The sequence below is a fragment of the Secundilactobacillus silagei JCM 19001 genome (assembly GCF_002217945.1).
GTDB classification, from domain to species: Bacteria; Bacillota; Bacilli; order Lactobacillales; family Lactobacillaceae; genus Secundilactobacillus; species Secundilactobacillus silagei.
Map to the genome: position 1 here is coordinate 120815 of NZ_BCMG01000007.1, position 24914 is coordinate 145728.

Genomic DNA, 24914 nt, shown 5'->3' on the forward strand with positions numbered 1-24914 from the left:
GCTGATTTTCAGTTAAACTAGGTTTATTCTGCTGAAAGTTGGTCCGAAATGAGCTTGGCCACCACTTTAATGCCACGCTCAAACACGGTTTCATCCGCAAAAGCGTAAGATAGGCGCACATTTTGTTGCGCCCCCTTGCCATATACCGAACCGGGGTTTAACAGCACCCCCGCTTGAGCAGCCACGTTAAACAACCGCTGAACGTTGATCTTCGACGCTAACGTTAGCCAAATATAGAACCCACCAGCTGGGATTTGCCAAGTTGCGACACTACTGAGTTCCCTTTTCAAAACGGTTACGGCGTGGTCGCGCCGCCGTTTAAGCTGCTGACGCAACCGGTTTAAATACTGATCATAATCCGCATCATTTAACACTTCAGTCAACACCATCTGAGACAGCGAACTAGCGCCATAATCGGTCTGCATTTTAACGTCCGCCAGTCGCTTGATGATCGACTGCGGCCCCACGATCCAGCCAATTCGCATACCAGGTGCCAGTGATTTGGAGATCGACCCTAAGTACAACACGTTGCCGGCCGTATCAAGGGCTTTTAGCGGTTGCGGCGGTCGCGTGTCTAACCACAGATCCTGATAGGCGCTGTCTTCGATAATAGGTAGCTGGCGTTCTTGGGCGTACTGAATCAAGTCTTCACGGCGCTGCCGGGACATGACCTCACCATCTGGATTATCAAAGGTGGGGATCACGTACAGCAACCGCTGGCGGTCTTCAGCCGCGATGTGCCAGTACTGCAGTCCCTCACCATCCGTTGGCAGCGACTTAAAGTGCGCGTGGACTGACTGCAGCACCCGTAGTGATTTCAGGTAACTCGCCGGTGTGGTGTAGACCGTCGCCCCCTGTGCCAGCAGTGACACAGCAATCAATTGCAGGGACTGCAATGAGCCGGAAGTGATCAGCACATTTTCAGCCGTTGTTTCGATCCCCCAGTTCGCTAGCCGGGAGACGATCGCCTCGCGCAACGCCTGAGAGCCCATGGGCGGTAAATAATTCAGATTCGTTAATTTAGCTGCCGCTTGTTTCATGGCTTTTTGAACCAAGTCAACCGGGAATAGCTCCGGACCAATTTCTCCGGTACTTAACCGAATTTTGGTCTGCGTCTCGACTTCATTGATCCGCTGAATCGTTTCTTGATTCGCTTCAAATTCACCCGAATCAATGTAATGCTGCCAGTCCACCGGCTGCTGGATCATGGTTGACCAGCTGTTGCTGGCGATCCGGGTACCGCCACCAAATGCCGTGGTTAAAACCCCATCGGACAATAATGTCGTCATGGCTTTACTAATGGTACTGCGGTTGACGTGAAACTGTTCAGCGAGTTGTCGCTGCGAGGGTAATTGACCGCCGATCGGCCAGTCACCAGTTTGAATATGCTGGATAAAGGTATTAATGATCTGCTGATAGACGGGAATTGCACTATCGGTATCAGGTCGCCAGTCTAGTTGAATCATTGCGATCCTTCTTTCACTAATATGTCGCTTTAAAGGAGTTTTTCAGATGTTTAATTTACTTAAAGGCCTGTTATTTGGCCTCGCTTACGTTGCCCCGATCGGCATGCAAAACCTGTACGTCATCAATACTGCTCTGGATCAGCCCAGACATCGAGCTTATTTGATTGCTGGTATCGTCATCTTCTTTGATATTTCGTTATCGCTGGCCTGCTTTTTTGGCGTGGGTCAGCTGTTAACGGCCGTCCCCCTATTAAAATTACTGCTGTGGGCGGGTGGCGGCTCCTTTATCACCGTGCTGGGCATCCAGCTGATTCGGTCTACAACCACACCTTTAGACGTGGGCAGTCCGCAAAAGGCCTTCCACTATCGCGCTGCCATTCTAGCCGCCTTTTCAATTGCTTGGCTAAACCCGCAGGCCATCTTGGACGGTACTATGCTGCTCGGTGCCTTCCGGGCTTCACTGCCGGGCATTAAGGGCGATTTGTTTGTCAGTGGCGTCGCGATTTCTTCTTTCCTGTGGTTCACTGGTCTGACAACCATTGTCAGCCTGCTAAAATCACAGTTGAATGCCAAGATCCTCACCTGGATCAACCGGGTCTGCGGCGTCGTCATGTTAGGCTACGCTGTTAAACTCTTAAGCCAGTTTGTCGGCGCGTTGCTGTAGGCTGGTCTTAGAGTCCCTCAGTCGGATTCAGCACGAATTCCTGCAAGCGGTCGCCAAACTGAATGACGGAATCGTTTTTACCGTGCCGCAATTGCCACAGTAAAAACAGCATCACGTTACTGGCATAAAGATCGCTGAGATAGTCTAGCGGCAGCTGAAATTCGTCAGGTAATTCTACCCGTTGAAAATAATCGTAAGCCGTTGACCGTAAAATCTGTTTAAAATTCCGTTCGAGGTCCGCAGTTTCCGTGTGGATCTCAAACAACTGCAGTAAGATCTCGCGGTATTGGGTAAGTGCAATAATGAGTACTTTAACGGTATTGGAGCCAATCTCTGGTGTATGTATTCTAAAACGCTGATCCACGATCTTGCGAAAAACTTCCGTATATTCCGCAACCAGTTTTTCTAAAAGATCGTATTTATCATAGTAATGACTGTAAAAAGTTGACCGGCCAATTCGTGCGCGTTTACTGATATCCTGCACCGTCATGGTCTTAAAGCCCTTTTCTTTAAGTAGACCAAAGAAGGCTTTCGTAATTTGTTCGTTCGTCCGCCGAACCCTTAAATCCTGTTTCTCCGTCATTTTCTCACCCCTGTAGTCTTTGATCATCCCGATTTTAGTCGCTTAAAATGGTAGCGCTGTTTCTTGCTTTCAAACTAATAGATAGCTTACAATTAAATAGTAACACTATCCGTATGTATCACGCCTACCACCAACACAATATCTACCATTATAGCGATAATTGGAGGAGAAAACTATGGAACCAATCCGAATTTTATTTATTTCAATTGAAGGTAATACGCGAAACTTCGTTGAACATTTGACCCACTACGCAATGGCACAGCATATCAAAAATAAGGGCTTACCAGAAATTGAAGCGACCGAAATTTCCGAACAGACTGACTTTGCGGATGAAACTAAACCCTTCTTCTGCTTCGTACCAACTTACTTGGACGGTGGTAACGGTATCGACAATGGTGTCAAGGAACTGATGACTAATGTGATGGGCGAATATATCGACTACCACGATAACGCTAAACAGCTGATTGGCGTCGTGGGCAGCGGCAATAAAAACTTTAACGAGCAGTATTGCCTCACCGCCCGGCGTTACTGCCAAAAATTTGACGCCCCCTTTATCGCTGACTACGAATTACGGGGCGTACCGGCCGATGAAACGCGGGTTTACAAAAAACTCGTTGAACGGCTGCAACTATTGGATCTCTAAGGAAGTGAGTTCATGTCTAACGATATCTTAACGCTGTTAATGCAGCACCGTAGCATCCGTCACTATACAAACCAGCCGCTAACTCAAACCGAGGTCACGACCTTAGTCACGGCTGCCCAGCACGCCGCTACCAGTACGTTTGCACAGCAATATAGCATCATTAGCATTACCGATTCCGCTATCAAACAAGAGTTAGGCACCATTACGGGCCACCACTGGCTCGAGAAAAGTGGCCATTATTTCATGTTAGTTGCCGATCAGCACCGCAACCTAAAGATCGCGGAAAAGGCCAATGCGGATACGACGATCCTGCGTTCCTTTGATAAGTTTCTGGCCAGCACCTTTGACGTTGCCATTGCCGCTGAAGCCATTGTAACTGCTGGTGAAAGCATGGGGCTAGGCAGTACGATCATGGGCAGTATTTTAAACCATACCCAGCGGATCATCGACCTGCTCAATTTACCGGAACTCACCTTCCCGCTACTGGGAATCGCCATTGGGCATCCGGCAGAACAGCCCGATTTAAAACCGCGCTTACCCCAACAGCTGATGCACTTTAGTAACCAATATGCGTTGCCGGCTGATTTTAACACCCAGTTAGCTGCCTACGATGCTACAACGGCAGCCTATTATGCTAACCGCAACAGTCATTTAAAGCAAACAACTTTCAGTCAGCACATTGTCCAAGAACTTAAGCGTGATCCTCAACTGCGTGCTGAACTGATTTCAGTGATTAAAAAACAGGGATTTAACGTTAAATAACGAAAAAAAATAGCCAATTTCTCTTAAATTAGAGAAATTGGCTATTTTTTTATTCCGATAACCGACGATTGCTCAATAAAACAATCCCCAGCGTGACGATCATGGCTGCACCGACACAGAGGAACAGCGACTGATAACTGAAGAAGTCGATCATGAGGCCACCAAACAGCGGCCCCACGGCTCTCCCAAGGGAAATGGCTACGTTATACATGCCCTGATACTTCCCCTTACGGCCATTTTCCGCTAGACTGTCGATCCATGCCGGCAGTCCTGGAAAACCAATCATTTCACCAATCGTCAGCACGATCATAATGATCACAAAGGCGGAATAGCGACTGGCAAAGATTAAGCCGAAAAAGGACAGGGCGAAGATCGACACACCCAGACTAACTTGGGTCACCAACTTATGGTTGGTAAACAGCCGGTTCATTAACGGTTGTCCAAAAACGATCAAAAAACCGTTCATGGTCCATAACAGGCTGTAGTCTTTGAACGCAATATTCAGGTTAGTCATGTGAACTGAAATCACACTTTCCCAAAGTGAATAGCTGGTGTAGATGGCAAACACCATCAAACAAATACTCCAGATGACCCTTAAATTCAGTTTGGGCACCCTGCCACCAGTTTGGTGGTCACTCTGCGAACTCGTCACATCGATCTTAAATTCAGTCACCATTAAAACAAATAACAGGATATAGCACAGCGTGGTCACTGAAAAAACGAGGGTGATCCCGTAATCTAGCAAATACCCCACTAATAACGTCCCGATAACCACACCGACATTTAACGCAATGTACATGAGATTGAAGACTTTGCGAATGGGCGTTTGCGTGATCATGGCGGCAAAGGAATTGCCTACAGTGAGGCTGATCCCGTCACCAAAACCCACGATCACCAGCAAAACCGCAAAGATCGGCCAGCCGTGAAAAAAGATCAGTAAGATCATGGCAATCAGCGATAAACCAGCACCTAAAACGCCGGTTAAATAGGGCGACCAGCGATCAAATAAAACCCCGCCCACATAGTTGCCGACCATCATCATCAAAGACATCAGCAGCATCACGGCACCGGCCATGGTCAGCGATTTACCGAGGGTTTTATTCATGTAGATCGTCGTTAACGGCCACATAAAGGCCGCCCCGGCATTGAGCATCAAGGTTGCAATAAACAGCGCGGGTAAGCGAACCTCTTTTTTAGTTGCAATCATTTATGAACGCTCCGACTTTCTGGCGGCACGTTAAAGCCACCCGTTAATACCAGCTTGCCGTGCATTTTGCCTTGGCTAACTAGCGCTTGCGCCTGCGTCAAACTGGCAGCATTGATCCCATCCGTCACGGTTTGCGTCAACGTCGACGTCAACACACCCTGGTCTAAGAGCCGGGCAATCAATTGTAAGGTCTTCCCTTGACTGTTCACGTCGTAATCGGCAGCACTCTTCGCAAACATCGACTCCCAGTCAAAACTGGCAGCTTTATTCTTAATTTTATATAGTGGCAGATCAACAGGACTGCCGACAATTGAGCCAATATGGCCAAACGGTGCAACTAATTCAGCTGCTAGATCAAAGTAAGCCGCCGGATTATACAAGATAGCAATGCCGTCAATTGAATCGTAGCCTAAGGCGTGGATGGCCTGTAATAAATCACCATGGTAGTCCAGGGGATGATCAACGTGGTTTTGTGTCAGCCAGTCAAAATTTTTCGGACTGCTGGTTGCCAGTACAGTTAGGCCGGCCCAGTGCGCCAATTGAGCCATAATCGATCCTACCCCACCGGCACCGTTGATGATCAGCAAGGTTCGTCTTTGGTTTTGATTAGCTTTCGCGACAAACTGCATTTTTTCGAATAATAGCTCATAAGCAGTCAATGATGTTAACGGCATGGCTGCAATCTCAGCCGCAGTCAACGAGCGTGGTGCCAGACTGGCCAGTCGCTCATCTACTAGCTGAAATTCAGCGTTAGTCCCGGCCATTTGGGTACTGCCGGCATAAAAGATCCGGTCACCTGCCTGAAACTTGGTGACTTCTTTGCCAGTTTCAACCACTTCACCAACCGCATCATAGCCCAATATTTTAGGCGCCGTCGTTTCAGTGACCTTATTTTTAATTTTAATATCCACTGGATTAACCGAAACTGCCTCAATCTTAACTAGTACTTGATTAGAGCTGGCACTAGGTTTCGGCAGCGTCAAATCAACTAACTGATGCGCTGCGGTTGCGCCAATTACTTTCATTTTTTTCATAACCTGCCCTCCGTTTCCTGATAACCTGCATTAATTGTACCAGACAGGCATTCGTAAGCAAACGATTAAGGGGAGGCTAAATTATTCTTTGCGGGCATTAATCTTCATCAGCATCATACTTTTGAATCAGCTCCTGACAAGCGGCAATGATCACATCACTGCTAGGCATCGGCAGGTGAAAAACTAAATCATAATCAGCCGGCTTTTCCCGTATTTGATTCACACCGGTCACCAGCGAGTTAGCGGGCACATCCTTGGTCACGATTGCCCCAGCACCGATCACCGAATCATCACCAATAATGATCGGTCCTAATACCTTAGCACCATCCGCAATGATCACATTTTGACCGATCACCGGACTGCCAACGTGTTCCCATGCCTGCGTTTTCAGGTTAAACTTCTGGTTTGAACCCACCGTGACGTTTTGAAAGATCACCACGCCAGCACTCAGTTTGGCCGCCGCAATCGTGCAGCCGCGTCCATGGTGTGCGAATTGAACGCTGGAATCCATCTGGACCGCATTCACCTCACAGTTAAATTGGGATTCGAGTTCTTTAGCAGCGACTTTTCGCGCTTCTTGATCAGGGTCAAAACAGTTTTGCTGCAGTATTTCTTTAAAAGTTTTCATGATTAGAAAATCCTTTCGTAGCTATCTTTGTTTTGTTGCATTGGAAACATAATACCATATTTTGTTTCTTTGTCAACAAAATTAAAAATAAAAAAGGATTTCCGACCCCATTTGGTTAGAAATCCCGTTATTTTTAAATGATCACGCTTTAATCGCCCTGTTTAGTCCGCTGAAGTTCATGATCCAAATGGTCATTATAGGCTTGCAGGAACTGCAACGTCCCCGCAATCTGTTTTGGATCCGCTGAATCAAAGACCACTTGATCGCGTTTGTCATGTTGCCGATCCATTGCCTCATGCTGTTCGTAAACTTTTTGACCAGCTGCCGTCAGCCGAAAATAGACCTCTTTTTTATTTTCTGCTGACTGGTACTTTTCAATCAGTTCCCGGCGGATCAAACGCTTGGTCATCTTACTGACAGCACCGCGGGTGACGTACATCCCAGCCGCAATCGCAGTAACGTTGGCGCCAATATGCTGCCCAATATATTGAATCGTATGCACTTCAGCCGGTTTAAAATCTGCCAGCTTAGTCTGCATTTCCGCCTGGTCCAGTAACTGCATCTTATCCAGCAACGTTTTCAGACTTTTATAAAATTGCTGCTGCGTTGTCATATGACTACCTCTTTCTTGTTACTTTAGTCGAGTATATCAAAAAATTGTTTCCAATTCACGCATTAATTAACGCATACAAAAAGCGGGTTCCCCAATTAGGAAACCCACTTTTTAGCGTTGCAAATCGAACTGTACATCGGTTTGATCGATTTATTGTAAGTTAAACGTATAGTTGCCAGCTGGGGCTTTACCAACTGAAGTCTTAACAGCTTGGTTCTTGCTGTTAACTAACACGAACTGCTTAGTGCCCTTAAAGCGCATGTAGAAAGTCGTCTTAGCACCGCCCTTAGCAGTAACGTTGATCTTCCAGAAGTTAACTGATTGTGGATCAACACTGTAAGTTGCGTTCTTTAATACATGAGTCGTTTTCTTACCTTGAGTCACGTATTGGTTCAAGCCGGTTTTTTGGCTAAAAGTAAACTTCATTGAAGCGCCCTTGTAACTCGTTGACTGCCACGTACCAGTTGGTGTCTGTAATTTAGGCGTCTTAGTTGCGGTCTTTTTTGAAGTGGTCTTCTTGGAAACAGTCTTCTTTGAAGTCGTCTTCTTTGCGGGTGCTTTTTTAGTGGTTACCTTTTTGGTCGCTGTCTTAGCTGAACCAGCAGCCTGCACCGTCATGATGCGGTAAAGGTAGTGACGGTTAGTGGTGTACTTAGCGTAAACGTAAAGTTTAGTGGCGGCTTTTTGCTTAGCTGGTAACTTAACGGTATACTTACCGGTCTTCTTAGATGCCATTGAGCTAGCAATTTGTTTTTGCTTGCTGTTTTCAACGGTGATCTTGGTGCCCTTACTTGCGGTACCAGTTACTGAAGTTGAGTTTGAGTAAATTTTGTTGATTGATAAACTTGGGCTACCTGCGACAATCGTTGTCTTAGTTGTTTTGGCAGGCTTAGCAGTCTTAGCAGATGCCTGTGTTGTAGTTGCTGCGCCGAAACCAAGTAAACCAAAGGCAGCAATCAAGCTGCTTGATAAAATGACCAATTTTTTCATGTGTGTCTCTCCTTGTGTATGTTCGCTTAAAACGAGCGAATTATAATAGCATTGATGAGTATAACCTGTTATTTGACGGGTTGCTAGTAGTTAGCTAAAGGTTTTAGGACTTTTTAATCTCTTTTAGAAAATGACGCACAAAAAAACGGTGATCTAGCACAAAAATCAGCCGTCTAAGTTCATTTAACCAGCGTTAACCGGTACTGCCTGCCATTAGCCTCAAAGGGTTCGGAAATCAGTTGGTCAGGTTTAAAATACACTTCAATTTTTTGATACACTTTCCCGTCACCATCGACTAATTCCAAATGAACCCCATACTGGTTTTGCCGGAAGGGACTTTTATTGATCAGATAATTAATACTCGTACCATCACCGTACCGTTGGTGAATCATGTGATTCAGTTTGCGCAGTGAGAGATTAATTAAATCCATGTTGCAACCACCTATATCGCACCCTGACTGCCGCTCTTAAAACGTACGTGGGCCAAAATGGCATCCACCACTTCGGCTGGTGTCAGATCATCAGTGTCAATTTCAATATCACTGACTTCATGGTACTTCGCATCCCGTTGCACTTTCAAACCCAGTAACCCGTCAGCCCCCAGTTTTTTAACGAGCGGTCGCTGGCCATCATCCGCTAACCGGGCCAGCACCGTTGCCGGTTTCACGTTGAGTAAGATCACCGGCACGTCACTTTTGCGCAGCAGGTCATAGTTCGCCGTTTGAATGGGGGTGCCGCCTCCCGTTGAAAGGATTCCTTCGCCGTGCATTAATGTATCTGCTAAAACGGCGTGTTCCAGCTGACGAAAGGCAGTTTCGCCCTCATCGTCAAAAATTTGCTGAATCGTTTTGCCGGCGCGTTCAACGATCACGTCATCTAAATCCCGGTGCGTGAGGTGCAGCCGGTCAGCCAATAGCTCACCGACCGTGGTTTTACCGCTACCCATGAATCCCACTAAAATTGCTCTCATTGTGTCTCCCCTTCTTGGTCTAAACGTTCCCGAACCGTCTTGGCGTGTTCAAAAAATTGGTAGATCTTATCCGCATCATGTGCTTCGATTGCACTTTGAATTTCTTTTAACTGTGCCATATAAGTCGTTAGCTGGTCACTAATTGCTTCAGAGTTGCTCAGCATGATCGCCGTCCACATCGTCGGATCAGCACCGGCAATCCGGGTGGCGCTCTTGAACCCGCCGGCAGCAGCGCTCAACCCCACTGCATCGTGTTTTAATTGGTGATCCGCGGTATTGACAAGGTTAGCGGCTAACACGTGCGGGACGTGGCTAATTTCGCTGACGAGGCCATCGTGGGCTTCAGCCGACACGTTGACCCACCTTAATTGGGCAGGCTTTAGACAGGCTTTAAACTGGGCAGTTTGCGCTGGCGTTTGCGACCCATCCACGATGAAGTAAGTCGCGTGATCAAACAGGTCTTCTCTCCCGGCCCGACCGCCCGTCTTGTGTGAGCCGGCCATGGGGTGACCGCCCATAAACGCAATCTGGCGTTTTTGCAGACGTTTGGCGGTAGCCATCACCTGCATTTTAGTACTGCCCACATCCGTTACTAGCACGTTTTGCTTCAACTCAACCGTAGTTAATTGAGCCAACTGCTTAATAATCACTGAAACCGGGCCAGCGAGAACGATGATATCAGCGCGTGAGGCTGCCTTTAACAGCGTCACCCGTTCATCAATGATCCCCTGACCCAGCAGAAACTGGCCCGTATCGTCATTGGGGTCATCCCCCAAAATTGTCGGCTGAACGTCGCTTTTTTTCATAATCCGCGCAATTGAGCTGCCAATCAGGCCTAACCCACTTATCAATACCGTTGTCATACCGATCACCCCATTACAATAATTGGTCTAAATCATCGAAAAATTCAGGATAGGAAATTCGGACGCTGTCAGCACCCTTCAACTGTAAAGGCGTCTCGACCAGCAAGGCCGCAATCCCTAAAACCATCCCAATTCGGTGATCATCATGGGCATCTAACACGGGATCGACCACGTGCCAGGGCTGACGGCCATCAATCACAAACCCGTCTGGCAGCTCTTCGATCGCAATCCCCAATTTTTTAAATTCCGTCACGATGGCGCTGATCCGGTCCGTTTCCTTGACCCTTAACTCTTCAGCACCAGTGATCCGGCTAATCCCGTTCGCTTTGGCTGCCAGTAAGGCAACTAGCGGCAGTTCATCAATTACCGCGGGGATCTGGTCTTTGCCAATGTTAATTGGTTTTAAATCAGCTGACTGGATCGTTAAATCACCAAGGGGTTCTCCCGTGGTGGGTTCCGATTTAATTGAAACGTTGCCGCCCATGGTCTTTAAAATCTCTAATAACCCGGTCCGCGTCTTGTTCAAGCCGACATCTTTCAACGTAATTTTAGACCCTGGCACCAGACTGGCTGCTGTCATGAAAAACGCCGCTGAAGACATGTCACCAGGAACCGTCATCGACTGGCCGGTTAAGTGCGGCTGCGGTGCAACGGTAATCGTCACGCCATCCGCCGCCGTTTGAATGTCCCCGCCAAAGGCCGTTAACATCCGCTCCGTATGGTCTCTGGTGGGTAATTTTTCGATTAACGTCGTGGGGTCATCAGCTTGCAGGGCTGCTAGAATCAGCGCACTTTTGACTTGCGCGCTGGCAACCTTGAGCTGGTAATGAACGGCGTGTAATTTTTGCCCCGTCACCGTCACTGGCAAATGACCATCAGTGGTCGTCATCTTAGCGCCCATGGTCGCCAGCGGTTCGCTGACCCGACGCATCGGCCGCGTTGAGAGCGAGTCATCGCCAACTAGGGTCGTTTTAAATGACTGACCCGCTAATAAACCCATGATCAACCGGGTAGTGGTGCCAGAGTTCCCCATATCAAGCGGTTCTGAACTGGGCTTTAAACCGTGAAGCCCAACGCCGTGAACGGTAACGGTCGTGCCGTCACGTTCGATCGGCACCCCCAGTTGCTGAAAGGCCGCCAAAGTCGACAGACAGTCCGCTGAAGTCAGGAAATGCGTCAGTGTGGTTGTCCCTTCACTGATAGCGCCTAGCATAATGCCCCGGTGGGAAATGCTCTTATCGCCAGGCACGGTGAGTTCACCATGTAACCCCTGGGCTGGTTTAGTTTTAAGTGTTCTCATGTGCAACCTCCCTTAGTAATTTTTGAGTTCTTCGCGGTAAGCCTTTAGCTGGGCCTTCAACCGGTCCATGTTGCTGCCGTCGAAGGTGTCGGTGATCGCCTTAGCCAGCTCAATAGCAACCACGCTTTCGATCACGATAGAAGCCGGCACGATGGCTGTCGTGTCAGAGCGTTCCACGCTGGCCTTTTTAACTTCCTTCGTTTCAACGTCAACGCTTTGCAGTGGTTTGTATAACGTTGGAATCGGCTTCATCGCCGCCTTAACAATGATTGGCATCCCGTTAGTCATGCCACCTTCAAAACCGCCTAAATGATCCGACTCACGGGTGAAGCCTTCACCTTCATGCCAGTCGATCTCATCCATTACTTGGCTGCCAAAACTAGTAGCTGCCTTGAAGCCATCACCGATTTCAACACCCTTCATGGCATTGACACCCATCACGGCTGCGGCAATCTTACCATCTAACTTCGTATCCCAGCTGATGTAACTGCCTAAACCAGCAGGTACGTTGGTGGCGACTACCCGGACAATGCCGCCCAACGTATCGCCATCCTTCTTTGTTTGATCGATCAGATCGTGAATGGCTTCAACTTTATCGCCTTGAACCACCCGCAGATCATTTTGGCTGATCAGGTGATTGATCTCACTCACATCTAACGGTGCTTGATCATCCGCTGCTACTGAACCGATTTGCTGCACGTAACCCACGATATCGATGCCTAACTGCTGCAGCAACTGTTTTGAAATGGCACCAATGGCTACCCGCATGGCAGTTTCCCGGGCGCTTGAGCGTTCCAAGACGTTTCGCAGGTCGCGGTGATTGTATTTCATCCCGCCAACCAGATCAGCATGACCTGGCCGTGGCCGTTCAACTTTTCGCAGGGAGTTCTCCGCGGTCTCGTCGGCGACTGGGTCCATGATCTTCCCCCAGTGGGCGTGGTCGCGGTTATTGACGACTAAGGCAATTGGGGACCCCAGCGTTTTTTTATGACGCACACCACCAACAATGGTGACTTCATCATGTTCGATTTTTTGCCGGCTGCCCCGGCCGTAGCCGCCTTGCCGGGCTGCTAATTGCGCGTTAATGGCATCAATGTCCAATAGTAACCCAGCTGGTAAACCTTCGATGATCCCGGTGAGTTGCGGTCCGTGTGATTCGCCTGCAGTTAAGTAATTCATAGTTTTTAATCCCCTTTTTAGTGATTCCGATTGATTTTCGTTAAGTAATCTTGGTAGTCTCTGGAGTTCTTCATGATGGTTGCAAAAATATGGCGCATATAGGCTCTGGTTTCCGGATTCGGATCGTTTCCCGTTACGCGGTCAAGTACCTGATCTTCCCGACCGTGATCCATAATTGGCAAGTTGGCTGTCTTCTTCGCTTCATTCACCTTCGTCACCGCTTCAAACCGTTGGGCTAAAAGCCTGACGAGCTGATCATCGATATCATTGATTTGCTGCCGGGCAGCCGTTAATTCGTTGGGTTGCCACGCGCCTGTTGCATTGTCCTTTGTTTCCATCATTTTGGTCACTCCTTATTTGTGGTACGAAAAAAGCCAGCTAGACGATCTAGCTGGCTTTCATTATTCCCTTTACGGAATCAACGTAGTCCAGCTAGAAACTTCACGTCTAGCTGGCACGACAAATTGACGGCTTGCTTTAGACGCGAACGCGATTTTGGCGTCCGCATTTAAAGTTGCGGACGCTAACTAAAGTAATAACCGTACCAATACGCATTAACTTGAGCTAACTGTGTCTTCATTGTCATTGATCCCTTCTCATTTAGATTGTTTTCATTAAAACATATTGAGAAATTTTAGTCAACATTTATTCTTTTCTCACTTTAAAATAACCACTGCTACGCGTCTTCTTTAGACTAACCAGTAACCCTGATTAATGCGGTCTAACAGCGTTACCATTTGCCGGGTCTCTTTAACATCGTGCACCCGAATAATTTTACCGCCCTTTTGCATCATGGCCACTTCACTGACCAACGTCATTGGCAGCCGGTCATCCTTCTTGAGCCCCAGCAGGTTATGCAGGTAGCCCTTCCGTGAAACGGCCACCATCATTGGCCGGTTAAGATCGTTGAACTGGTTCGTATTGTTCATGATGGCGTAATCCTGATCATCATGCTGCACCTTGGCATTGGCGTAGCCTAACCCCTGATCAATGGCGATACGGTCACGATCAATACCAGCTGCGGTCAGGGCATTTAAATTGTCCTCGAAGAACTGGTGGGCCTCATCCGTCATCACCTGAAAATCAAAATCACGCCCGTTTAGCATGGTCAGCAGGCCCACGTCAGATTGCGCCATCAACTTTACCTTGGCCGAATCATCCGTGAAACTGTTGATATCGTTAATAATAGCCACGCCAGCGTCAATCGCCGCCGACATCACCGGTACTTTATAGGTATCGATGGCTAGTACGGCCTCTGGGAAACGGCTCTTAATGGCCTTGATATAAGGAACCGTCCGTTCTAGTTCAACTTTGGGTGTCACTTCAGTATAGCCCGGCCGAGTAGTTTGACCGTTAACTTCGATCACGTCAGCCCCGGCTTCTAGCATCTGTGATACATGCGCTAAAACGGTGTCCATAGTCGTATACCGGCCGCCATCATAAAATGAATCCGGGGTGATGTTCATAATACCGTAAATCATTGAGGTATCACGGAGTTTAAACCGTTTGCCAGTTACTTGCCAGTCTAAGGCATGAGCCACCAAAACTGATTTTAATGACTGTTCAACTGCAGCTTCAGCTGAAAACCAGGCTGACCAGTGCTGAACTAAGAGTCGCAGGGCTGGCAGCGTCAGTAGTCCCCAAACCGTGTCACCATCAACGCTGACAACGGCATCCAATTGACGGAGCCGTTTTTGCAGTTGGGACGTTTCCGAAGTGGCGACTGCCGTGAATTGCAGGGCAACCAATCGCTGCTGTTGCGCTAGCTGATATAACGCCTGACTTTGAAAATCAGTGGCGTGTTGAAACTGGTTGGTCATCTCTTGAACTTGCATCTTTAAACCCCTCTCAATTCTGCTGCTAACTGCTTAGCCGCCAGCCCCCGATGGGTCAGTGGCAGCCGTTGTGCGTCAGATAATTGCGCTAATGTTTGTTGTTGGTGAGGCAGGATAAACAGTTTATCAAATCCCGTGGAATAAGTCCCCTGAGTCTGTTTCGCTAAGGTACCGCTCACGCGACCGCTGACCGTCACCGGCGACTGGCCTGGTGCAATGGCCACCAGCGTACTAATCATGGTTGCCCGGCGATCTAAGCGACCCTGCATGGCGTTTAAAATAGTTTGGTTATCGCTGTGGGCAACGTCTTGGTGCAGTTCACGTTTGGTCGTTACACCAAGGTGTTTGCCAAGTACGGGAATTTCAATCCCGCTATCGTCAGCAATTACACCCTTAGTCGTTAGACCCGCTACGAATTGGGCTTTCCGTAATGCATTAGCGGCGTAGCTGACCGTTTGTTCCGTTGGAAACGTGACTTTGGGCAATTCAACCGTATAGGAAACCGCCTGAATGCCGTAGAAGGCCAAACATTTGATCAAATCTTGCGTTTTATACTGATTATTTGATGCAATTAACCATTTTGTCATATTCCACCACCCATCGCTGCCAGTTCGCGGGCCACGTAAAATGACCCGCCGACCACGATCATGCCGTTTTCAGGCAATGTCTGGCGCGCCATCTGCATGGCTTGCGACATATTCGCCATGGGCTGGACGTTAGTCGTTGGTGAAAGTGCCTGGATCTGACTGGCTAACTGCGTCGCAGATAATGCCCGTTGTGGATTATCCGGGGTCACTGTCAGCACGCGTTCAGCCAATGGTAATAATAATTGCAGCATTGGCGTTACTGCTTTATCAGCCAAAAAGCCAACGATCCACGTCACTGAAGACTGTTTAATCAATGGCTTCAAACTGTTCGTCAACGCTGTCATCCCATCCGGATTATGCGCAACGTCCACCACGATCAGCGGGTGCTGCGAGAGCACGGTCAGCCGTCCTGGCAGCTGAATCCGCTGCAGACCAGTTTTAACGGCTTGATCAGCTAATGTCACCAGTTGTTTTCTTAACATGGCCACCGCCGTTAAAACTAACGTGACGTTTTCGCTTTGAAAATCTCCCGCGACGTTTAGGGTCAGTGCTGGCCAGTCAAACAGCTCACTGTGAAGCTGAACCGTCATGCCAGTGAAACTGCGCTTTAAGATCGTCACTTTCGTTTTTGGTGCCACTAAAGTAACGTCCTGTTTTTGGGCCTCTTTTTGCAGCACGTTCAAAGCTTCAGGCGCTTGATCAGCCAGCGTCACCACCGTCGTTCCCGGCTTAATAATTTTCGATTTTTGCGTCGCAATTTTAGTTAGCGTATCGCCTAAAATCTGCATATGATCCATCGCAATACGCGTAAAGACGGTCAACTGCGGCGCGCTAATGGCGTTAGTTGCATCCGTTAGACCGCCCAACCCGGCTTCTAAGATCACGTAGTCCGCCCGTTGATTGCGATACCAGATCAGACTGATCAAAAACTGCCACTCAAAAATTGACACGTCAGTCGTTTTCAGTCCCAAACGCTTAATCACCGGTTTGATTTCGTTATAGCTATCAATAAAGGCCGCTTCCGTGATCCACTGATGATTAAACTGAATCTGCTCACGGTCATTTAAAATGGCGGGGCTGTTAAACCGGCCAACCTGGTAGCCCTGAGCCTCTAAAATCGCACTTAACATGGCGCCAGTTGAGCCCTTGCCGTTGGTGCCGGCGATGTGGATCACGTGATAATGCTGATCCGGATGGTCCAGTGCTGCCACAATTTTGCGCAGTAAGGGGACCCGGTTGTTATCGCCCACTAACCGCGCTTGATTAAACTGGGCAACCAGTCGTTGATACATTTCGTGTACAGTTTGTTGATTCATCATGATCACCCGTTAATTCGCTGTAAAAATTCCTGTTTGAGGTCGTGATCAGACTTAAACACCCCAGTGTAATAACTGGTTTCAGTCTGACTGCCCGTTTTTTCAACCCCGCGCATTTCCATGCACATATGACGGGCTGAAACGGAAACTGCGATGCCCTTTGGATCTAAAATACGGGTCAGTTCCTTAGCAATATTTACGGTCATCCGTTCCTGAACGTTAGGCCGTTTAGCGCAGTAGTTGATCAGCCGGGGAATCTTACTGAGCCCCATGACCCGCTGATGGTTGGGAATGTAAGCCACATCCACCGTCCCGAAAAACGGCAGTAAGTGGTGTTCGCACATGGAGTAAAACGAAATATCCTTGATCAGCACCATTTCAGTGGTCTCGTCCACCGGAAAGAGTTTGTAATTATCAAACGCTGGGGCGTTCACTGAAGAAAATACTTCGTTATACATCCGGGCGACTCGTGCCGGGGTTTCAACTAAACCTTCACGATTAGGATCTTCACCAACCGCCTCTAAAATCATTTTAACTGCCTGTTCAATTTTTTTCTGATTTGCGTCATCTATCATACTATAGTGACTCCTTCTACTTTTTTGATCCAACTTGTATCTGCCTTTTCTGCCAAGGCAGCGTCTACTTGTGGTTTAACCTGCGGATCGTCACCGGCAATTTCCTGCACGGGTAACAATACAAAATTCCGCTCGTGGGCGTGTGGGTGCGGCACGGTCAGCGTTGCCGTGTTGATCTGCCGATTTCCCCAATACACGATATCTAAATCAATGGTCCGCGGCCCCCAATGCTGCAACCGCCGTCTGTGGCCGGCCTGTTCAATATCGTGGAGCACGTCTAATAAACGCTGTGGTGTTAGTGTGGTCGTGATCGAAACGGCAATGTTATAGAAATTAGCCTGGTCTAAATTGCCCCACGGCTGCGTTTCGTACACCGAAGAAACGGCTTGGATTTTAACGCTGGTATTTTCCTGAAGCAGCTTAACTGCCTGCGTCAGGTTAACGATCCGGTCACCAATATTAGACCCGATACTTAAATAAACTTGTTCACTCATGGTTCTCACCCGAAACTTCAATTTCCACGTTATCAAAGATTCCCGGCATTGGTACACTATACTTACGGATTTTTAGCGTGATTTTGGTAGCCATGGGAAACGTTTTTAAGAGTTTTTTTAGCACTTCATTTGCCAGTGATTCAATTAATTTATAGGAATGGGTATGCACGAACTGATCGATAGTTGCGTTCACATCCGCATAACTGATGGTTTCGTCCAAATCATCGTGTTGCACCCGTTCTTCAATTGGATAGTGCAGTGCAACATCAATGGCCAATTGCTGACCATTTTTACGTTCTTCAGGAAAAACACCATTAAAGGTATGAAACTTGAGATTATTAATACGAATAACGCCCATGGTAGCTTTCCTCCTCTAAGATGGAAATAAATTGTTTCTATTTTACCATCATCTCTAGGTTTAGACATCTATAATCCGGGATTTTTGTTACACTAGAACTAACGTCTGTTTGAAAGGATGATGAAGTTGAACAACCGAAACTTTAAGTATCCAGATACGGCCGCTTACGACTGTATTATGGCCTATTTCAAAACCAAAGATATTAAGATTGATGATATTGCCTCCATTACCTACAAAATGCAGCTGCAGTTCATTCCTGAACTCACGGAAGAAGAAGCCACGTCAGCGGTGATTGACGTGCTGCATAAGCGCGAAGTCATGAATAACGCGATGGTGGGCATTGCGCTGGATCAGGCAGCTAGTAAGAAGGCCCTGCCCGAACCGCTGCAAAGTATTGTCGAAAACGACGCTGGTGTTTTTGGCGTTGATGAATTATTAGCTGAAGGGGGCATCTCCGGGATCTACGGTAAGATCGCCACCACTAATTTTGGCTATTTAGATCGTGTCAAACACGGCATTTTAAAACGGTTAGACACAGTCCAAGGCGAAGGCGTCAACACCTTTTTAGATGATATTATCGCAGCCATTGCAGCAGCTGCTGGTGCTAAACTAGCCCATAAGTACGCTTGATTCTGAATAAAATTAACAGTGCTAACCAAAACCAGGCAGCTAACTATCACTTTATAATGATAGTTGGCTGCCTAGTTTTGTAACTTAATCTTTATTCCGTAACCTTACGCTGTTCACGCACCAGAATATCGTCAATGAGTTCTTGCAGACTCACCTTTTGCATGGCAACTTCCGTCTCGCTTTGAATCCCCTCATACACTTTATCCAAAGTTTCCTGAATGTTGCCACCCACAATACATTTGGGGTTTGTCTTTTCATCAACGTGCAACAGCTGCTGATTATCTTCAACCGCATGATAAATATCCAGTAAACTGATTTCGGCTGCAGGTCGAGCCAACGCCGGCGCAATGGTCCCGGGTTGACTGTTTAATAAGCCGGCTTTAACCAGTTTCGACATTAACCGGCGAATCAGGCTCGGATTCGATTCGATACTGTCAGCGATGGCCTGGCTAGATAAATCACCATCATGGTAAATGTTGACATAAGCCAAAATGTGTACGCCATCGCTCAATTTGTGTGAAAACTTCATATAAATCCCTCAACTTTCAGTTCACTTATCATACGCTAGTTGAGGTGATATCCCAAATTTAGGCCTCAATTACCTTTTTAATTGCTTCACCAAGCGGTGTCAGCTCACGGCCAAGTACCTCTGGCAAATCAGTTGTCTTTTCGGCCAACTGATTGTCACGAATCAAGGTCTGGAACATGGTGACCAAATCAGCCGTAGCGTCATCCAGACCGGCGTCCTTTAGTCCCTTAGTATAGGCATCATCATCAATTGAAACTACTTTAAACTTACCGGGTGTGGCAGCTGCAAGGTCTGAATAAGTCCGGGGTTGACCAGCAAATTCATAGACGGGTTTAGTTTCCTTAGCAGCCAAAATATCAGCAGCTGCTTCAGCATATTCGCTTTCAAGCGCCCAGCCAGCTTTACCGCCAGCAGCAGAGTAAACGAATGGCTTACCTTCAGCAGCACCCTTCAACGTTGCACCTTCGTTTTCAAGGTACCAGTTGTTGCGTAAGAAGGAATAGTTGATACCAGTTGCTTTGATAAAGTCTTCGGTGGCCTGGTGATCAGCAGCTAATGGGGTCGTTGCTTGATCAGCATGTGGAAAACTCGTGTAGGCAATGTAGTCAACACCGGCAGCTTTAGCAGCGTCCACCACGTTTTTATGTTGTTGCAAGCGAGTGATCGCGCCACCTGGTTGTGAGGAGATCAGCAGTAACCGATCAACACCGGCTAATGATTGCTTGAGTTGGTCTGTATCGCCGTAATCACCGGGACGGACTTGAACCCCTTCAGGCACAATGGCCTTAGCCTTTTCTGTGTTACGTGCTAACGCCACGATTTGGTTGGCAGGGACTAATTGAGCTAAAACCTTAATTGCGATTTGACCAAAATGGCCAGTGGCACCAGTTAATGCGTAGGTTGTCATATTTTATAGATCTCCTTTTTATTTGCGTAGTTGTTATTTTATTAGTAACTTGTGTGTTTAATAATAACATGTTATTCCATTTCGTCAAGAACTATTTTGATTTAATTTTCGCGGGTCATTTCAACCAATCAAAAAACGCTGACCAAATTCCGTTCATGGAATTCGTGTCAGCGTTCTTCTATTAATATCATATTTTCATGCAATTTATAGTGCCGCCTTTGATTCGCATAGCGGCAGCAATGTTTTGAGGTCCTCTACCGATGAGCCGTTCTCAACAAAACAGTTCACCATGTCTAACCAGTAGAGATCCTTGTCTGAATAAGCGCCAGTCTCATCCTTACAGGGTAGCAGCCCAGCCTGGGTGAACGCGGTAATTTGTTCAGGTCCGACGCCCGACTGCGCTGCAATTTCGCTCAAAGTCATCAGCTTTACCTATCCTTTCAATGGTTATCAAGGGTATTTTACACTGTCTATCCGTAAATGCAATAGCCCTATTATCGGTACGCCATTACCTGCCATATACTGACTAGTTTGAAAAAAGCTTGAAGCAGTCAATAAATACCGGTATCCTAATAGGGAACTTTAAACCGATCATTATAAATTGGCTAGTTAGGCTCTTTTCGTCTGAAAAATTAAAATTTAACCATCTTTTTTAATTTTCCAAAGTTTTCTTTCAAAACCGTCATTTTACATGAAAGCAGTTTTCATAAAGGTTTATAGCTACTCACTAAATAAATTTACAATCTTATTGAAAAAAGTTTTCTTAATCCCCTTTATTTACTGGGAATTTGTTATATAATAATTCCGACACGAGTGGTCTAGACGATATTGGTTTGTCTAAGATGCACTCGCCGTTGACTACTTTACCTCACAAAATTTAAGGAGTGACTGTATTGGCTGCAGAAAGAACCTCACTATTTATCTTCTTTGGCGGGACTGGTGACCTAGCTTACCGGAAACTTTATCCTTCCATGTTTAACTTATATAAAAAAGGTACTTTAAGAGAACACTTTGGTGTTATCGGTACTTCTCGTGAAAAATTAACTGATGAACAATTTCAACAAAACGTTCTAAAATCTCTTGGTACTGCCAAGACTGATAAAGAAGCTGTCAAATTCGTTTCCCACTTTGGTTACGAAGCCCATGACGTTACTGACAAGGCACATTACCAAGTCATGAAGAAACGGGCCGATGAAATGGACAAGAAGTTTAAGTTGAATGGTAACCGAATCTTCTACCTATCACTTGCCCCATCATTCTTCGGTACTGTTGCTGGTTACTTGAAGTCAGAAGGCTTAACTGACACCGATGGTTTCGACCGGGTCGTTATCGAAAAGCCATTTGGCCGTGACTTTGATTCCGCTCAACAATTAAACGAAGCCTTAAGCAAGTCATTCGATGAAAAACAGATCTTCCGAATCGACCATTACTTAGGTAAGGAAATGATTCAAAACATCGAAGCTGTTCGTTTCGGTAACACACTGGTTGAATCCCTTTGGAACAACCGTTACATCGATAACATCCAAGTTACTTTATCCGAAAAACTGGGTGTTGAAGAACGGGCTTCATACTATGACAATTCTGGTGCCTTACGTGACATGGTTCAAAACCATATTATGCAAATCGTCAGTCTACTTGCCATGGAACAACCTGTTTCATTCACCGACGTTGATATCCGAGCTGAAAAAGTGAAGGCTTTACGTTCATTACGTGTTTACAACGTAGCCGAAGCTTCAACTAACTTCGTCCGTGGTCAATATGGTCCTGGCGATAACCAACGTGCTTACCGTGATGAGGATAATGTCCCTCACGATTCAAACAATGATACCTTCGTTGCTGGTAAGTTATTATTTGATAACTACCGTTGGTCAGGTACCCCATTCTACATCCGAACTGGTAAGATGTTAGCCGACAAGTTCACCCGCGTGGACGTTGTCTTCAAGAAGCCGTTGATCGACATCTTCTCCTTCCCACAAAACCACAACGCACCATTGGAAGCTAACGTTTTGACCATGTACATCGAACCACACGCTGGTTTCTCACTGCGTCTGAACGCTAAGACTAATGGCCAAGGTTTCCAAACTAAACCAATTAATTTGGACTACTTCGTGGACGCTAAGGATTCCAAGGCTACGCCAGAACCATACGAACGTTTGATCCACGACGTTATGAAGGGTGACGGAACCAACTTCTCAAGTTGGCAAGAAGTTTCCTACGCATGGCGCTTCGTTGACCAGATCCGTAAGGTTTGGGATTTGCAAAAACCTGAGTTCCCTAACTACACACCAGGTTCAATGGGTCCTGCAGCCGCTGACGAACTGATCACTCGTGATCACCGTCAATGGGTATACCGTTTAAACAAGTAATTCATTACCTTTAAAATTAAAACGACCCGCATTTCCGTTATTCGGAATACGGGTCGTTTTTTATTTACTATTTTGACAAAATAGTCTGCGCATATGGATTCGGTAGCTGGTTGACTAACTTTTCCTGTTGCACAAATTGCTGTTCCTTAGTCACCGTTGCAACCGCATCCGGCGATTGATAAACGTTTAGCTTGTAGTCGATCTCTTGCAGGTTCTCAGCAATCTTGCGCTGCTCTGCTTCCACCGTTTTCCGATGTGCTAACAACATGGTTTCGCGCTGCTTGATCGTAGCCGGTCCCTGCATCACGTAATCAATGTATTGGCGGATAGCCTTAATCTTCATTCCGGTATTTTTTAAACAATTAATTGTGTGGATTAGACTTAAATCGCCGTCCGTAAATGCCCGGTACCCAGATGAATTCCTGGCTACAAAAGGTAACAGCCCCTGTTTATCATAGAAGCGCAGAGTATAGATGGATAAGCCAGTTTTTTCTGAAACTTCTTTAATCGAATAAGTCATTATCAAAAACTCCTTTTTGCGCTTGCCCTAGAGTGCTGTCTAGGGTTTAGTATAGCTATATTAACTTAACGCACTCGAAAACACAAGCAAAGGATGATCATTAATGAAAAATAACAACTTAGTATTAGTCACTGGCGGTAACGGCTTTTTGGCCATGCACATTATTAAACAACTCCTCACTGCCGGCTACCCCGTTCGCGCAACACTGCGTAGCCTGAATCGGCAGAATCAGGTCAAGACTACGTTAGCTAACACCGACACCCCTAATTTAGACCAATTGAGCTTTGTCCAAGCTGATTTAACCCAGGATGCCGATTGGCCAGCTGCAATGGCTGACGTGACCTATGTCATGAGTGTGGCAGCACCAGTTTTTGTTAACGGTAATCAAGGTTCTGAAGCCATGGCTCAAGTCGCTACTGAAGGCACTTTACGCATTATCAAAGCTGCTGAAAAAGCTGGCGTTAAACGGGTCGTGATGACCGCTAACTTTGGCGCTGTCGGCTTCAGTAATCACGATTCAACCCGGGTGACCACCGAAGCTGATTGGACTGATCCTGACGAACCAGGCCTATCATTATATGAACGCTCCAAACTGGTTGCGGAAAAAGCTGCTTGGGATTTCTTAAAACACTCAAACAGTCCCCTAGAATTTACGACCGTTAATGCTGGCGCCATGCTCGGTCCTTCCTTGGATAACCACGTTTCCGGCAGCTTTGGCATCGTCAAAAACCTTTTGGATGGCTCGCTTAAAATGATACCAAACATTCACGTCAACGTGGTCGATGTCCGCGATGTAGCCGACATCCACGTCCGTGCAATGACTGCTCCCAAGGCTAGTAGCCAACGTTTCTTAGCTATCGAAGACGGTGATGCACTGTCAATGATGGACATGGTGACTATCATCCGTAAAAGTCGCCCAGAATTGGCAGCTAAATTACCAACAAGGTCGTTACCGGATTGGGTCCTCAAACTTGGTGCCCTGTTCAACAATAGCGCTAAGGAGGGCCGGTTAATGCTGTCACTCAGTCCCCGCGTCAGTAATCAAAAAGCCAAACAAGTCCTTGGCTGGAAGCCCATCAGTTCAAGCGAAACGGCAATTTTAAAAGCAGTCGATTCCTTGATCGCAGCGGGCGAAATTAAAGCCTAACTCACCTCGATCATAAAATACATTAAGCTGAACATAGCAACGCAGTCACGAACAAAGTGGCGGCGTTTTTTTATTTCAGCCAAATACTGCTAATCAACTTGTTTAGTTTAAATTAATGGCGCTATAATTAGAACGTTAAAGGGAGGCCATTAAATATGAAACTGTGGAAAAAATGTCTGATTGGTGTCGCTATCGCGGTTGGTCTAGTAGTTGGTATCGGCCAATCAACAACTGTTAGTGCGTCATCGTGGCATCATGGAACACCGAAAGCTTTGAGAGGTAAGTATCAAGGGAAGTTGCCTAAACACAGCGCCCTTGGTTTTGGCCCAATCAGCATCATTAGTGCCAACCACACCGTTGACCAGTCTTCGGGCATGCCGCAGGTTTACGTCAAAAACGTTAAGTATAAAAAGTACGGTCATTACTACCGTATTATTGGTCATGGGGTAAAGAGCGGTATGTATCGCGGCGGCCAGGAAGATACCATGTATTACAAAAAGGGGCATGCCTTAAAAGAACAGCCGACATCCCAATACAAGCAACATCATCACAGCTTTAAGTGGATCACTAAAAGCCAAACGCTCTATAAGAAATAATTTTTAGATTAATTGTGAACGGACCACGTTTAATAATCACAGTAAAATGGCGCAAATTTAACCTAAATATTGCAACTATCTATTTGATCAAACACTCTTGTTTCACAAGTAAAGTGCTTGTGAAGTTTTCTATGCTTTCAAAACCAGTCATT

The 24914-nt window shown here is 46.7% G+C and carries 30 protein-coding genes; 7 read left to right on the plus strand and 23 right to left on the minus strand.

All coding sequences use genetic code 11. The features are described 5' to 3' along the window. Window positions 1-23: 23 nt before the first annotated feature. Window positions 24-1466, minus strand: a complete 1443-nt coding sequence (locus tag CES79_RS07690; protein ID WP_225362348.1) for an aminotransferase-like domain-containing protein — start codon at window positions 1464-1466, stop codon at window positions 24-26. Between the two features lie 46 nt (window positions 1467-1512). Here CES79_RS07690 and CES79_RS07695 point away from each other — a divergent pair, with 46 nt between their 5' ends. Beyond that, entirely contained in the window at window positions 1513-2130 is a 618-nt protein-coding gene (locus CES79_RS07695; protein WP_089136814.1) for a LysE/ArgO family amino acid transporter, read from the plus strand. Between the two features lie 7 nt (window positions 2131-2137). Here the strand turns inward: CES79_RS07695 and CES79_RS07700 are convergent, their stop codons facing one another. After that, entirely contained in the window at window positions 2138-2713 is a 576-nt protein-coding gene (locus CES79_RS07700; protein WP_054654548.1) for a TetR/AcrR family transcriptional regulator, read from the minus strand. Window positions 2714-2888: 175 nt separating this feature from the next. Here CES79_RS07700 and nrdI point away from each other — a divergent pair, with 175 nt between their 5' ends. Next, complete coding sequence (gene nrdI / locus CES79_RS07705; RefSeq protein ID WP_054654550.1) at window positions 2889-3356, plus strand: class Ib ribonucleoside-diphosphate reductase assembly flavoprotein NrdI; 468 nt, start codon at window positions 2889-2891, stop codon at window positions 3354-3356. A gap of 12 nt (window positions 3357-3368) precedes the next feature. Beyond that, window positions 3369-4118, plus strand: coding sequence for a nitroreductase family protein (locus tag CES79_RS07710; RefSeq protein ID WP_054654552.1), 750 nt, complete (start codon window positions 3369-3371; stop codon window positions 4116-4118). A gap of 49 nt (window positions 4119-4167) precedes the next feature. Here the strand turns inward: CES79_RS07710 and CES79_RS07715 are convergent, their stop codons facing one another. From CES79_RS07715 to folB, 17 genes are all read right to left on the minus strand, one after another. Continuing rightward, window positions 4168-5325 (minus strand): MDR family MFS transporter, encoded by a 1158-nt coding sequence (locus CES79_RS07715; protein WP_089136816.1) that lies wholly within the window; start codon window positions 5323-5325, stop codon window positions 4168-4170. Continuing rightward, on the minus strand, window positions 5322-6359 hold the full coding sequence (locus tag CES79_RS07720; protein WP_089136817.1) for a zinc-binding alcohol dehydrogenase family protein: 1038 nt from the start codon (window positions 6357-6359) through the stop codon (window positions 5322-5324). Before CES79_RS07720 ends, CES79_RS07715 begins: the two co-directional genes overlap by 4 nt. Before the next feature lie 97 nt (window positions 6360-6456). Further along, window positions 6457-6987, minus strand: a complete 531-nt coding sequence (locus CES79_RS07725; protein ID WP_054654556.1) for an LbetaH domain-containing protein — start codon at window positions 6985-6987, stop codon at window positions 6457-6459. 148 nt (window positions 6988-7135) lie between these two features. After that, a complete protein-coding gene (locus CES79_RS07730) occupies window positions 7136-7600 on the minus strand; it encodes a MarR family transcriptional regulator (RefSeq protein ID WP_089136818.1) in 465 nt (154 codons plus the stop codon). Window positions 7601-7750: 150 nt separating this feature from the next. Continuing rightward, window positions 7751-8590 (minus strand): Ig-like domain-containing protein, encoded by an 840-nt coding sequence (locus CES79_RS07735; RefSeq protein ID WP_089136819.1) that lies wholly within the window; start codon window positions 8588-8590, stop codon window positions 7751-7753. Between the two features lie 179 nt (window positions 8591-8769). Continuing rightward, complete coding sequence (locus tag CES79_RS07740) at window positions 8770-9021, minus strand: hypothetical protein (protein ID WP_054654564.1); 252 nt, start codon at window positions 9019-9021, stop codon at window positions 8770-8772. A gap of 11 nt (window positions 9022-9032) precedes the next feature. After that, complete coding sequence (locus CES79_RS07745; protein WP_089136820.1) at window positions 9033-9560, minus strand: shikimate kinase; 528 nt, start codon at window positions 9558-9560, stop codon at window positions 9033-9035. Beyond that, a complete protein-coding gene (locus tag CES79_RS07750) occupies window positions 9557-10423 on the minus strand; it encodes a prephenate dehydrogenase (RefSeq protein WP_089136821.1) in 867 nt (288 codons plus the stop codon). The genes CES79_RS07745 and CES79_RS07750 overlap by 4 nt, the downstream gene beginning before the upstream one ends. A gap of 13 nt (window positions 10424-10436) precedes the next feature. After that, complete coding sequence (gene aroA, locus CES79_RS07755; protein WP_089136822.1) at window positions 10437-11723, minus strand: 3-phosphoshikimate 1-carboxyvinyltransferase; 1287 nt, start codon at window positions 11721-11723, stop codon at window positions 10437-10439. A gap of 12 nt (window positions 11724-11735) precedes the next feature. Then, window positions 11736-12902 carry a chorismate synthase gene (gene aroC, locus CES79_RS07760; protein WP_089136823.1) on the minus strand — a complete coding sequence of 389 codons (1167 nt, stop codon included), beginning with the start codon at window positions 12900-12902 and terminating at the stop codon, window positions 11736-11738. Window positions 12903-12919: 17 nt separating this feature from the next. Beyond that, a complete protein-coding gene (locus CES79_RS07765) occupies window positions 12920-13243 on the minus strand; it encodes a chorismate mutase (protein ID WP_054654566.1) in 324 nt (107 codons plus the stop codon). Window positions 13244-13591: 348 nt separating this feature from the next. Then, window positions 13592-14737: a dihydropteroate synthase gene (gene folP, locus CES79_RS07770; RefSeq protein WP_089136824.1), complete on the minus strand. Its 1146-nt coding sequence runs from the start codon at window positions 14735-14737 to the stop codon at window positions 13592-13594. 2 nt (window positions 14738-14739) lie between these two features. Further along, complete coding sequence (locus CES79_RS07775; protein ID WP_054654568.1) at window positions 14740-15324, minus strand: non-canonical purine NTP pyrophosphatase; 585 nt, start codon at window positions 15322-15324, stop codon at window positions 14740-14742. Continuing rightward, window positions 15321-16640, minus strand: coding sequence for a bifunctional folylpolyglutamate synthase/dihydrofolate synthase (locus CES79_RS07780; RefSeq protein WP_089136825.1), 1320 nt, complete (start codon window positions 16638-16640; stop codon window positions 15321-15323). Before CES79_RS07780 ends, CES79_RS07775 begins: the two co-directional genes overlap by 4 nt. A 5-nt stretch (window positions 16641-16645) precedes the next feature. After that, entirely contained in the window at window positions 16646-17215 is a 570-nt protein-coding gene (folE, locus tag CES79_RS07785) for a GTP cyclohydrolase I FolE (RefSeq protein WP_054654570.1), read from the minus strand. Then, window positions 17212-17709, minus strand: a complete 498-nt coding sequence (folK, locus tag CES79_RS07790) for a 2-amino-4-hydroxy-6-hydroxymethyldihydropteridine diphosphokinase (protein WP_089136826.1) — start codon at window positions 17707-17709, stop codon at window positions 17212-17214. The genes folE and folK overlap by 4 nt, the downstream gene beginning before the upstream one ends. Continuing rightward, window positions 17702-18067, minus strand: a complete 366-nt coding sequence (folB, locus tag CES79_RS07795; protein ID WP_089136827.1) for a dihydroneopterin aldolase — start codon at window positions 18065-18067, stop codon at window positions 17702-17704. Before folB ends, folK begins: the two co-directional genes overlap by 8 nt. A gap of 126 nt (window positions 18068-18193) precedes the next feature. Here folB and CES79_RS07800 point away from each other — a divergent pair, with 126 nt between their 5' ends. After that, window positions 18194-18697, plus strand: a complete 504-nt coding sequence (locus CES79_RS07800; protein WP_054654574.1) for a phosphatidylglycerophosphatase A family protein — start codon at window positions 18194-18196, stop codon at window positions 18695-18697. 91 nt (window positions 18698-18788) lie between these two features. Here CES79_RS07800 and CES79_RS07805 read toward each other — a convergent pair whose 3' ends face one another. From CES79_RS07805 to CES79_RS07815, 3 genes are all read right to left on the minus strand, one after another. Beyond that, a complete protein-coding gene (locus tag CES79_RS07805; protein ID WP_054654575.1) occupies window positions 18789-19226 on the minus strand; it encodes an Rrf2 family transcriptional regulator in 438 nt (145 codons plus the stop codon). Window positions 19227-19284: 58 nt separating this feature from the next. Further along, a complete protein-coding gene (locus CES79_RS07810) occupies window positions 19285-20133 on the minus strand; it encodes an NAD(P)H-binding protein (RefSeq protein WP_054654576.1) in 849 nt (282 codons plus the stop codon). A gap of 204 nt (window positions 20134-20337) precedes the next feature. Beyond that, window positions 20338-20556, minus strand: coding sequence for a helix-turn-helix domain-containing protein (locus tag CES79_RS07815; protein WP_054654577.1), 219 nt, complete (start codon window positions 20554-20556; stop codon window positions 20338-20340). Window positions 20557-21026: 470 nt separating this feature from the next. Between CES79_RS07815 and zwf the strand changes: the two genes are divergently transcribed. After that, a complete protein-coding gene (gene zwf, locus CES79_RS07820) occupies window positions 21027-22499 on the plus strand; it encodes a glucose-6-phosphate dehydrogenase (protein WP_054654578.1) in 1473 nt (490 codons plus the stop codon). A 67-nt stretch (window positions 22500-22566) separates the two neighbouring features. Here the strand turns inward: zwf and CES79_RS07825 are convergent, their stop codons facing one another. Further along, complete coding sequence (locus CES79_RS07825) at window positions 22567-23019, minus strand: MerR family transcriptional regulator (RefSeq protein WP_089136828.1); 453 nt, start codon at window positions 23017-23019, stop codon at window positions 22567-22569. A gap of 103 nt (window positions 23020-23122) precedes the next feature. Between CES79_RS07825 and CES79_RS07830 the strand changes: the two genes are divergently transcribed. After that, window positions 23123-24166 carry an SDR family oxidoreductase gene (locus CES79_RS07830; protein ID WP_089136829.1) on the plus strand — a complete coding sequence of 348 codons (1044 nt, stop codon included), beginning with the start codon at window positions 23123-23125 and terminating at the stop codon, window positions 24164-24166. Window positions 24167-24321: 155 nt separating this feature from the next. Next, window positions 24322-24762 carry a hypothetical protein gene (locus tag CES79_RS07835; RefSeq protein ID WP_089136830.1) on the plus strand — a complete coding sequence of 147 codons (441 nt, stop codon included), beginning with the start codon at window positions 24322-24324 and terminating at the stop codon, window positions 24760-24762. The last annotated feature ends 152 nt before the right edge of the window (window positions 24763-24914 follow it).

Bases quoted from the DNA above. Each gene is read 5' to 3' on its own strand.
- CES79_RS07690 (WP_225362348.1), bottom strand. From the start codon at position 1,466: ATGATTCAACTAGACTGGCGACCTGATACCGATAGTGCAATTCCCGTC.
- CES79_RS07695 (WP_089136814.1), top strand. From the start codon at position 1,513: ATGTTTAATTTACTTAAAGGCCTGTTATTTGGCCTCGCTTACGTTGCC.
- CES79_RS07700 (WP_054654548.1), bottom strand. From the start codon at position 2,713: ATGACGGAGAAACAGGATTTAAGGGTTCGGCGGACGAACGAACAAATT.
- nrdI (WP_054654550.1), top strand. From the start codon at position 2,889: ATGGAACCAATCCGAATTTTATTTATTTCAATTGAAGGTAATACGCGA.
- CES79_RS07710 (WP_054654552.1), top strand. From the start codon at position 3,369: ATGTCTAACGATATCTTAACGCTGTTAATGCAGCACCGTAGCATCCGT.
- CES79_RS07715 (WP_089136816.1), bottom strand. From the start codon at position 5,325: ATGATTGCAACTAAAAAAGAGGTTCGCTTACCCGCGCTGTTTATTGCA.
- CES79_RS07720 (WP_089136817.1), bottom strand. From the start codon at position 6,359: ATGAAAAAAATGAAAGTAATTGGCGCAACCGCAGCGCATCAGTTAGTT.
- CES79_RS07725 (WP_054654556.1), bottom strand. From the start codon at position 6,987: ATGAAAACTTTTAAAGAAATACTGCAGCAAAACTGTTTTGACCCTGAT.
- CES79_RS07730 (WP_089136818.1), bottom strand. From the start codon at position 7,600: ATGACAACGCAGCAGCAATTTTATAAAAGTCTGAAAACGTTGCTGGAT.
- CES79_RS07735 (WP_089136819.1), bottom strand. From the start codon at position 8,590: ATGAAAAAATTGGTCATTTTATCAAGCAGCTTGATTGCTGCCTTTGGT.
- CES79_RS07740 (WP_054654564.1), bottom strand. From the start codon at position 9,021: ATGGATTTAATTAATCTCTCACTGCGCAAACTGAATCACATGATTCAC.
- CES79_RS07745 (WP_089136820.1), bottom strand. From the start codon at position 9,560: ATGAGAGCAATTTTAGTGGGATTCATGGGTAGCGGTAAAACCACGGTC.
- CES79_RS07750 (WP_089136821.1), bottom strand. From the start codon at position 10,423: ATGACAACGGTATTGATAAGTGGGTTAGGCCTGATTGGCAGCTCAATT.
- aroA (WP_089136822.1), bottom strand. From the start codon at position 11,723: ATGAGAACACTTAAAACTAAACCAGCCCAGGGGTTACATGGTGAACTC.
- aroC (WP_089136823.1), bottom strand. From the start codon at position 12,902: ATGAATTACTTAACTGCAGGCGAATCACACGGACCGCAACTCACCGGG.
- CES79_RS07765 (WP_054654566.1), bottom strand. From the start codon at position 13,243: ATGATGGAAACAAAGGACAATGCAACAGGCGCGTGGCAACCCAACGAA.
- folP (WP_089136824.1), bottom strand. From the start codon at position 14,737: ATGCAAGTTCAAGAGATGACCAACCAGTTTCAACACGCCACTGATTTT.
- CES79_RS07775 (WP_054654568.1), bottom strand. From the start codon at position 15,324: ATGACAAAATGGTTAATTGCATCAAATAATCAGTATAAAACGCAAGAT.
- CES79_RS07780 (WP_089136825.1), bottom strand. From the start codon at position 16,640: ATGAATCAACAAACTGTACACGAAATGTATCAACGACTGGTTGCCCAG.
- folE (WP_054654570.1), bottom strand. From the start codon at position 17,215: ATGATAGATGACGCAAATCAGAAAAAAATTGAACAGGCAGTTAAAATG.
- folK (WP_089136826.1), bottom strand. From the start codon at position 17,709: ATGAGTGAACAAGTTTATTTAAGTATCGGGTCTAATATTGGTGACCGG.
- folB (WP_089136827.1), bottom strand. From the start codon at position 18,067: ATGGGCGTTATTCGTATTAATAATCTCAAGTTTCATACCTTTAATGGT.
- CES79_RS07805 (WP_054654575.1), bottom strand. From the start codon at position 19,226: ATGAAGTTTTCACACAAATTGAGCGATGGCGTACACATTTTGGCTTAT.
- CES79_RS07810 (WP_054654576.1), bottom strand. From the start codon at position 20,133: ATGACAACCTACGCATTAACTGGTGCCACTGGCCATTTTGGTCAAATC.
- CES79_RS07815 (WP_054654577.1), bottom strand. From the start codon at position 20,556: ATGACTTTGAGCGAAATTGCAGCGCAGTCGGGCGTCGGACCTGAACAA.
- CES79_RS07825 (WP_089136828.1), bottom strand. From the start codon at position 23,019: ATGACTTATTCGATTAAAGAAGTTTCAGAAAAAACTGGCTTATCCATC.
- CES79_RS07830 (WP_089136829.1), top strand. From the start codon at position 23,123: ATGAAAAATAACAACTTAGTATTAGTCACTGGCGGTAACGGCTTTTTG.
- CES79_RS07835 (WP_089136830.1), top strand. From the start codon at position 24,322: ATGAAACTGTGGAAAAAATGTCTGATTGGTGTCGCTATCGCGGTTGGT.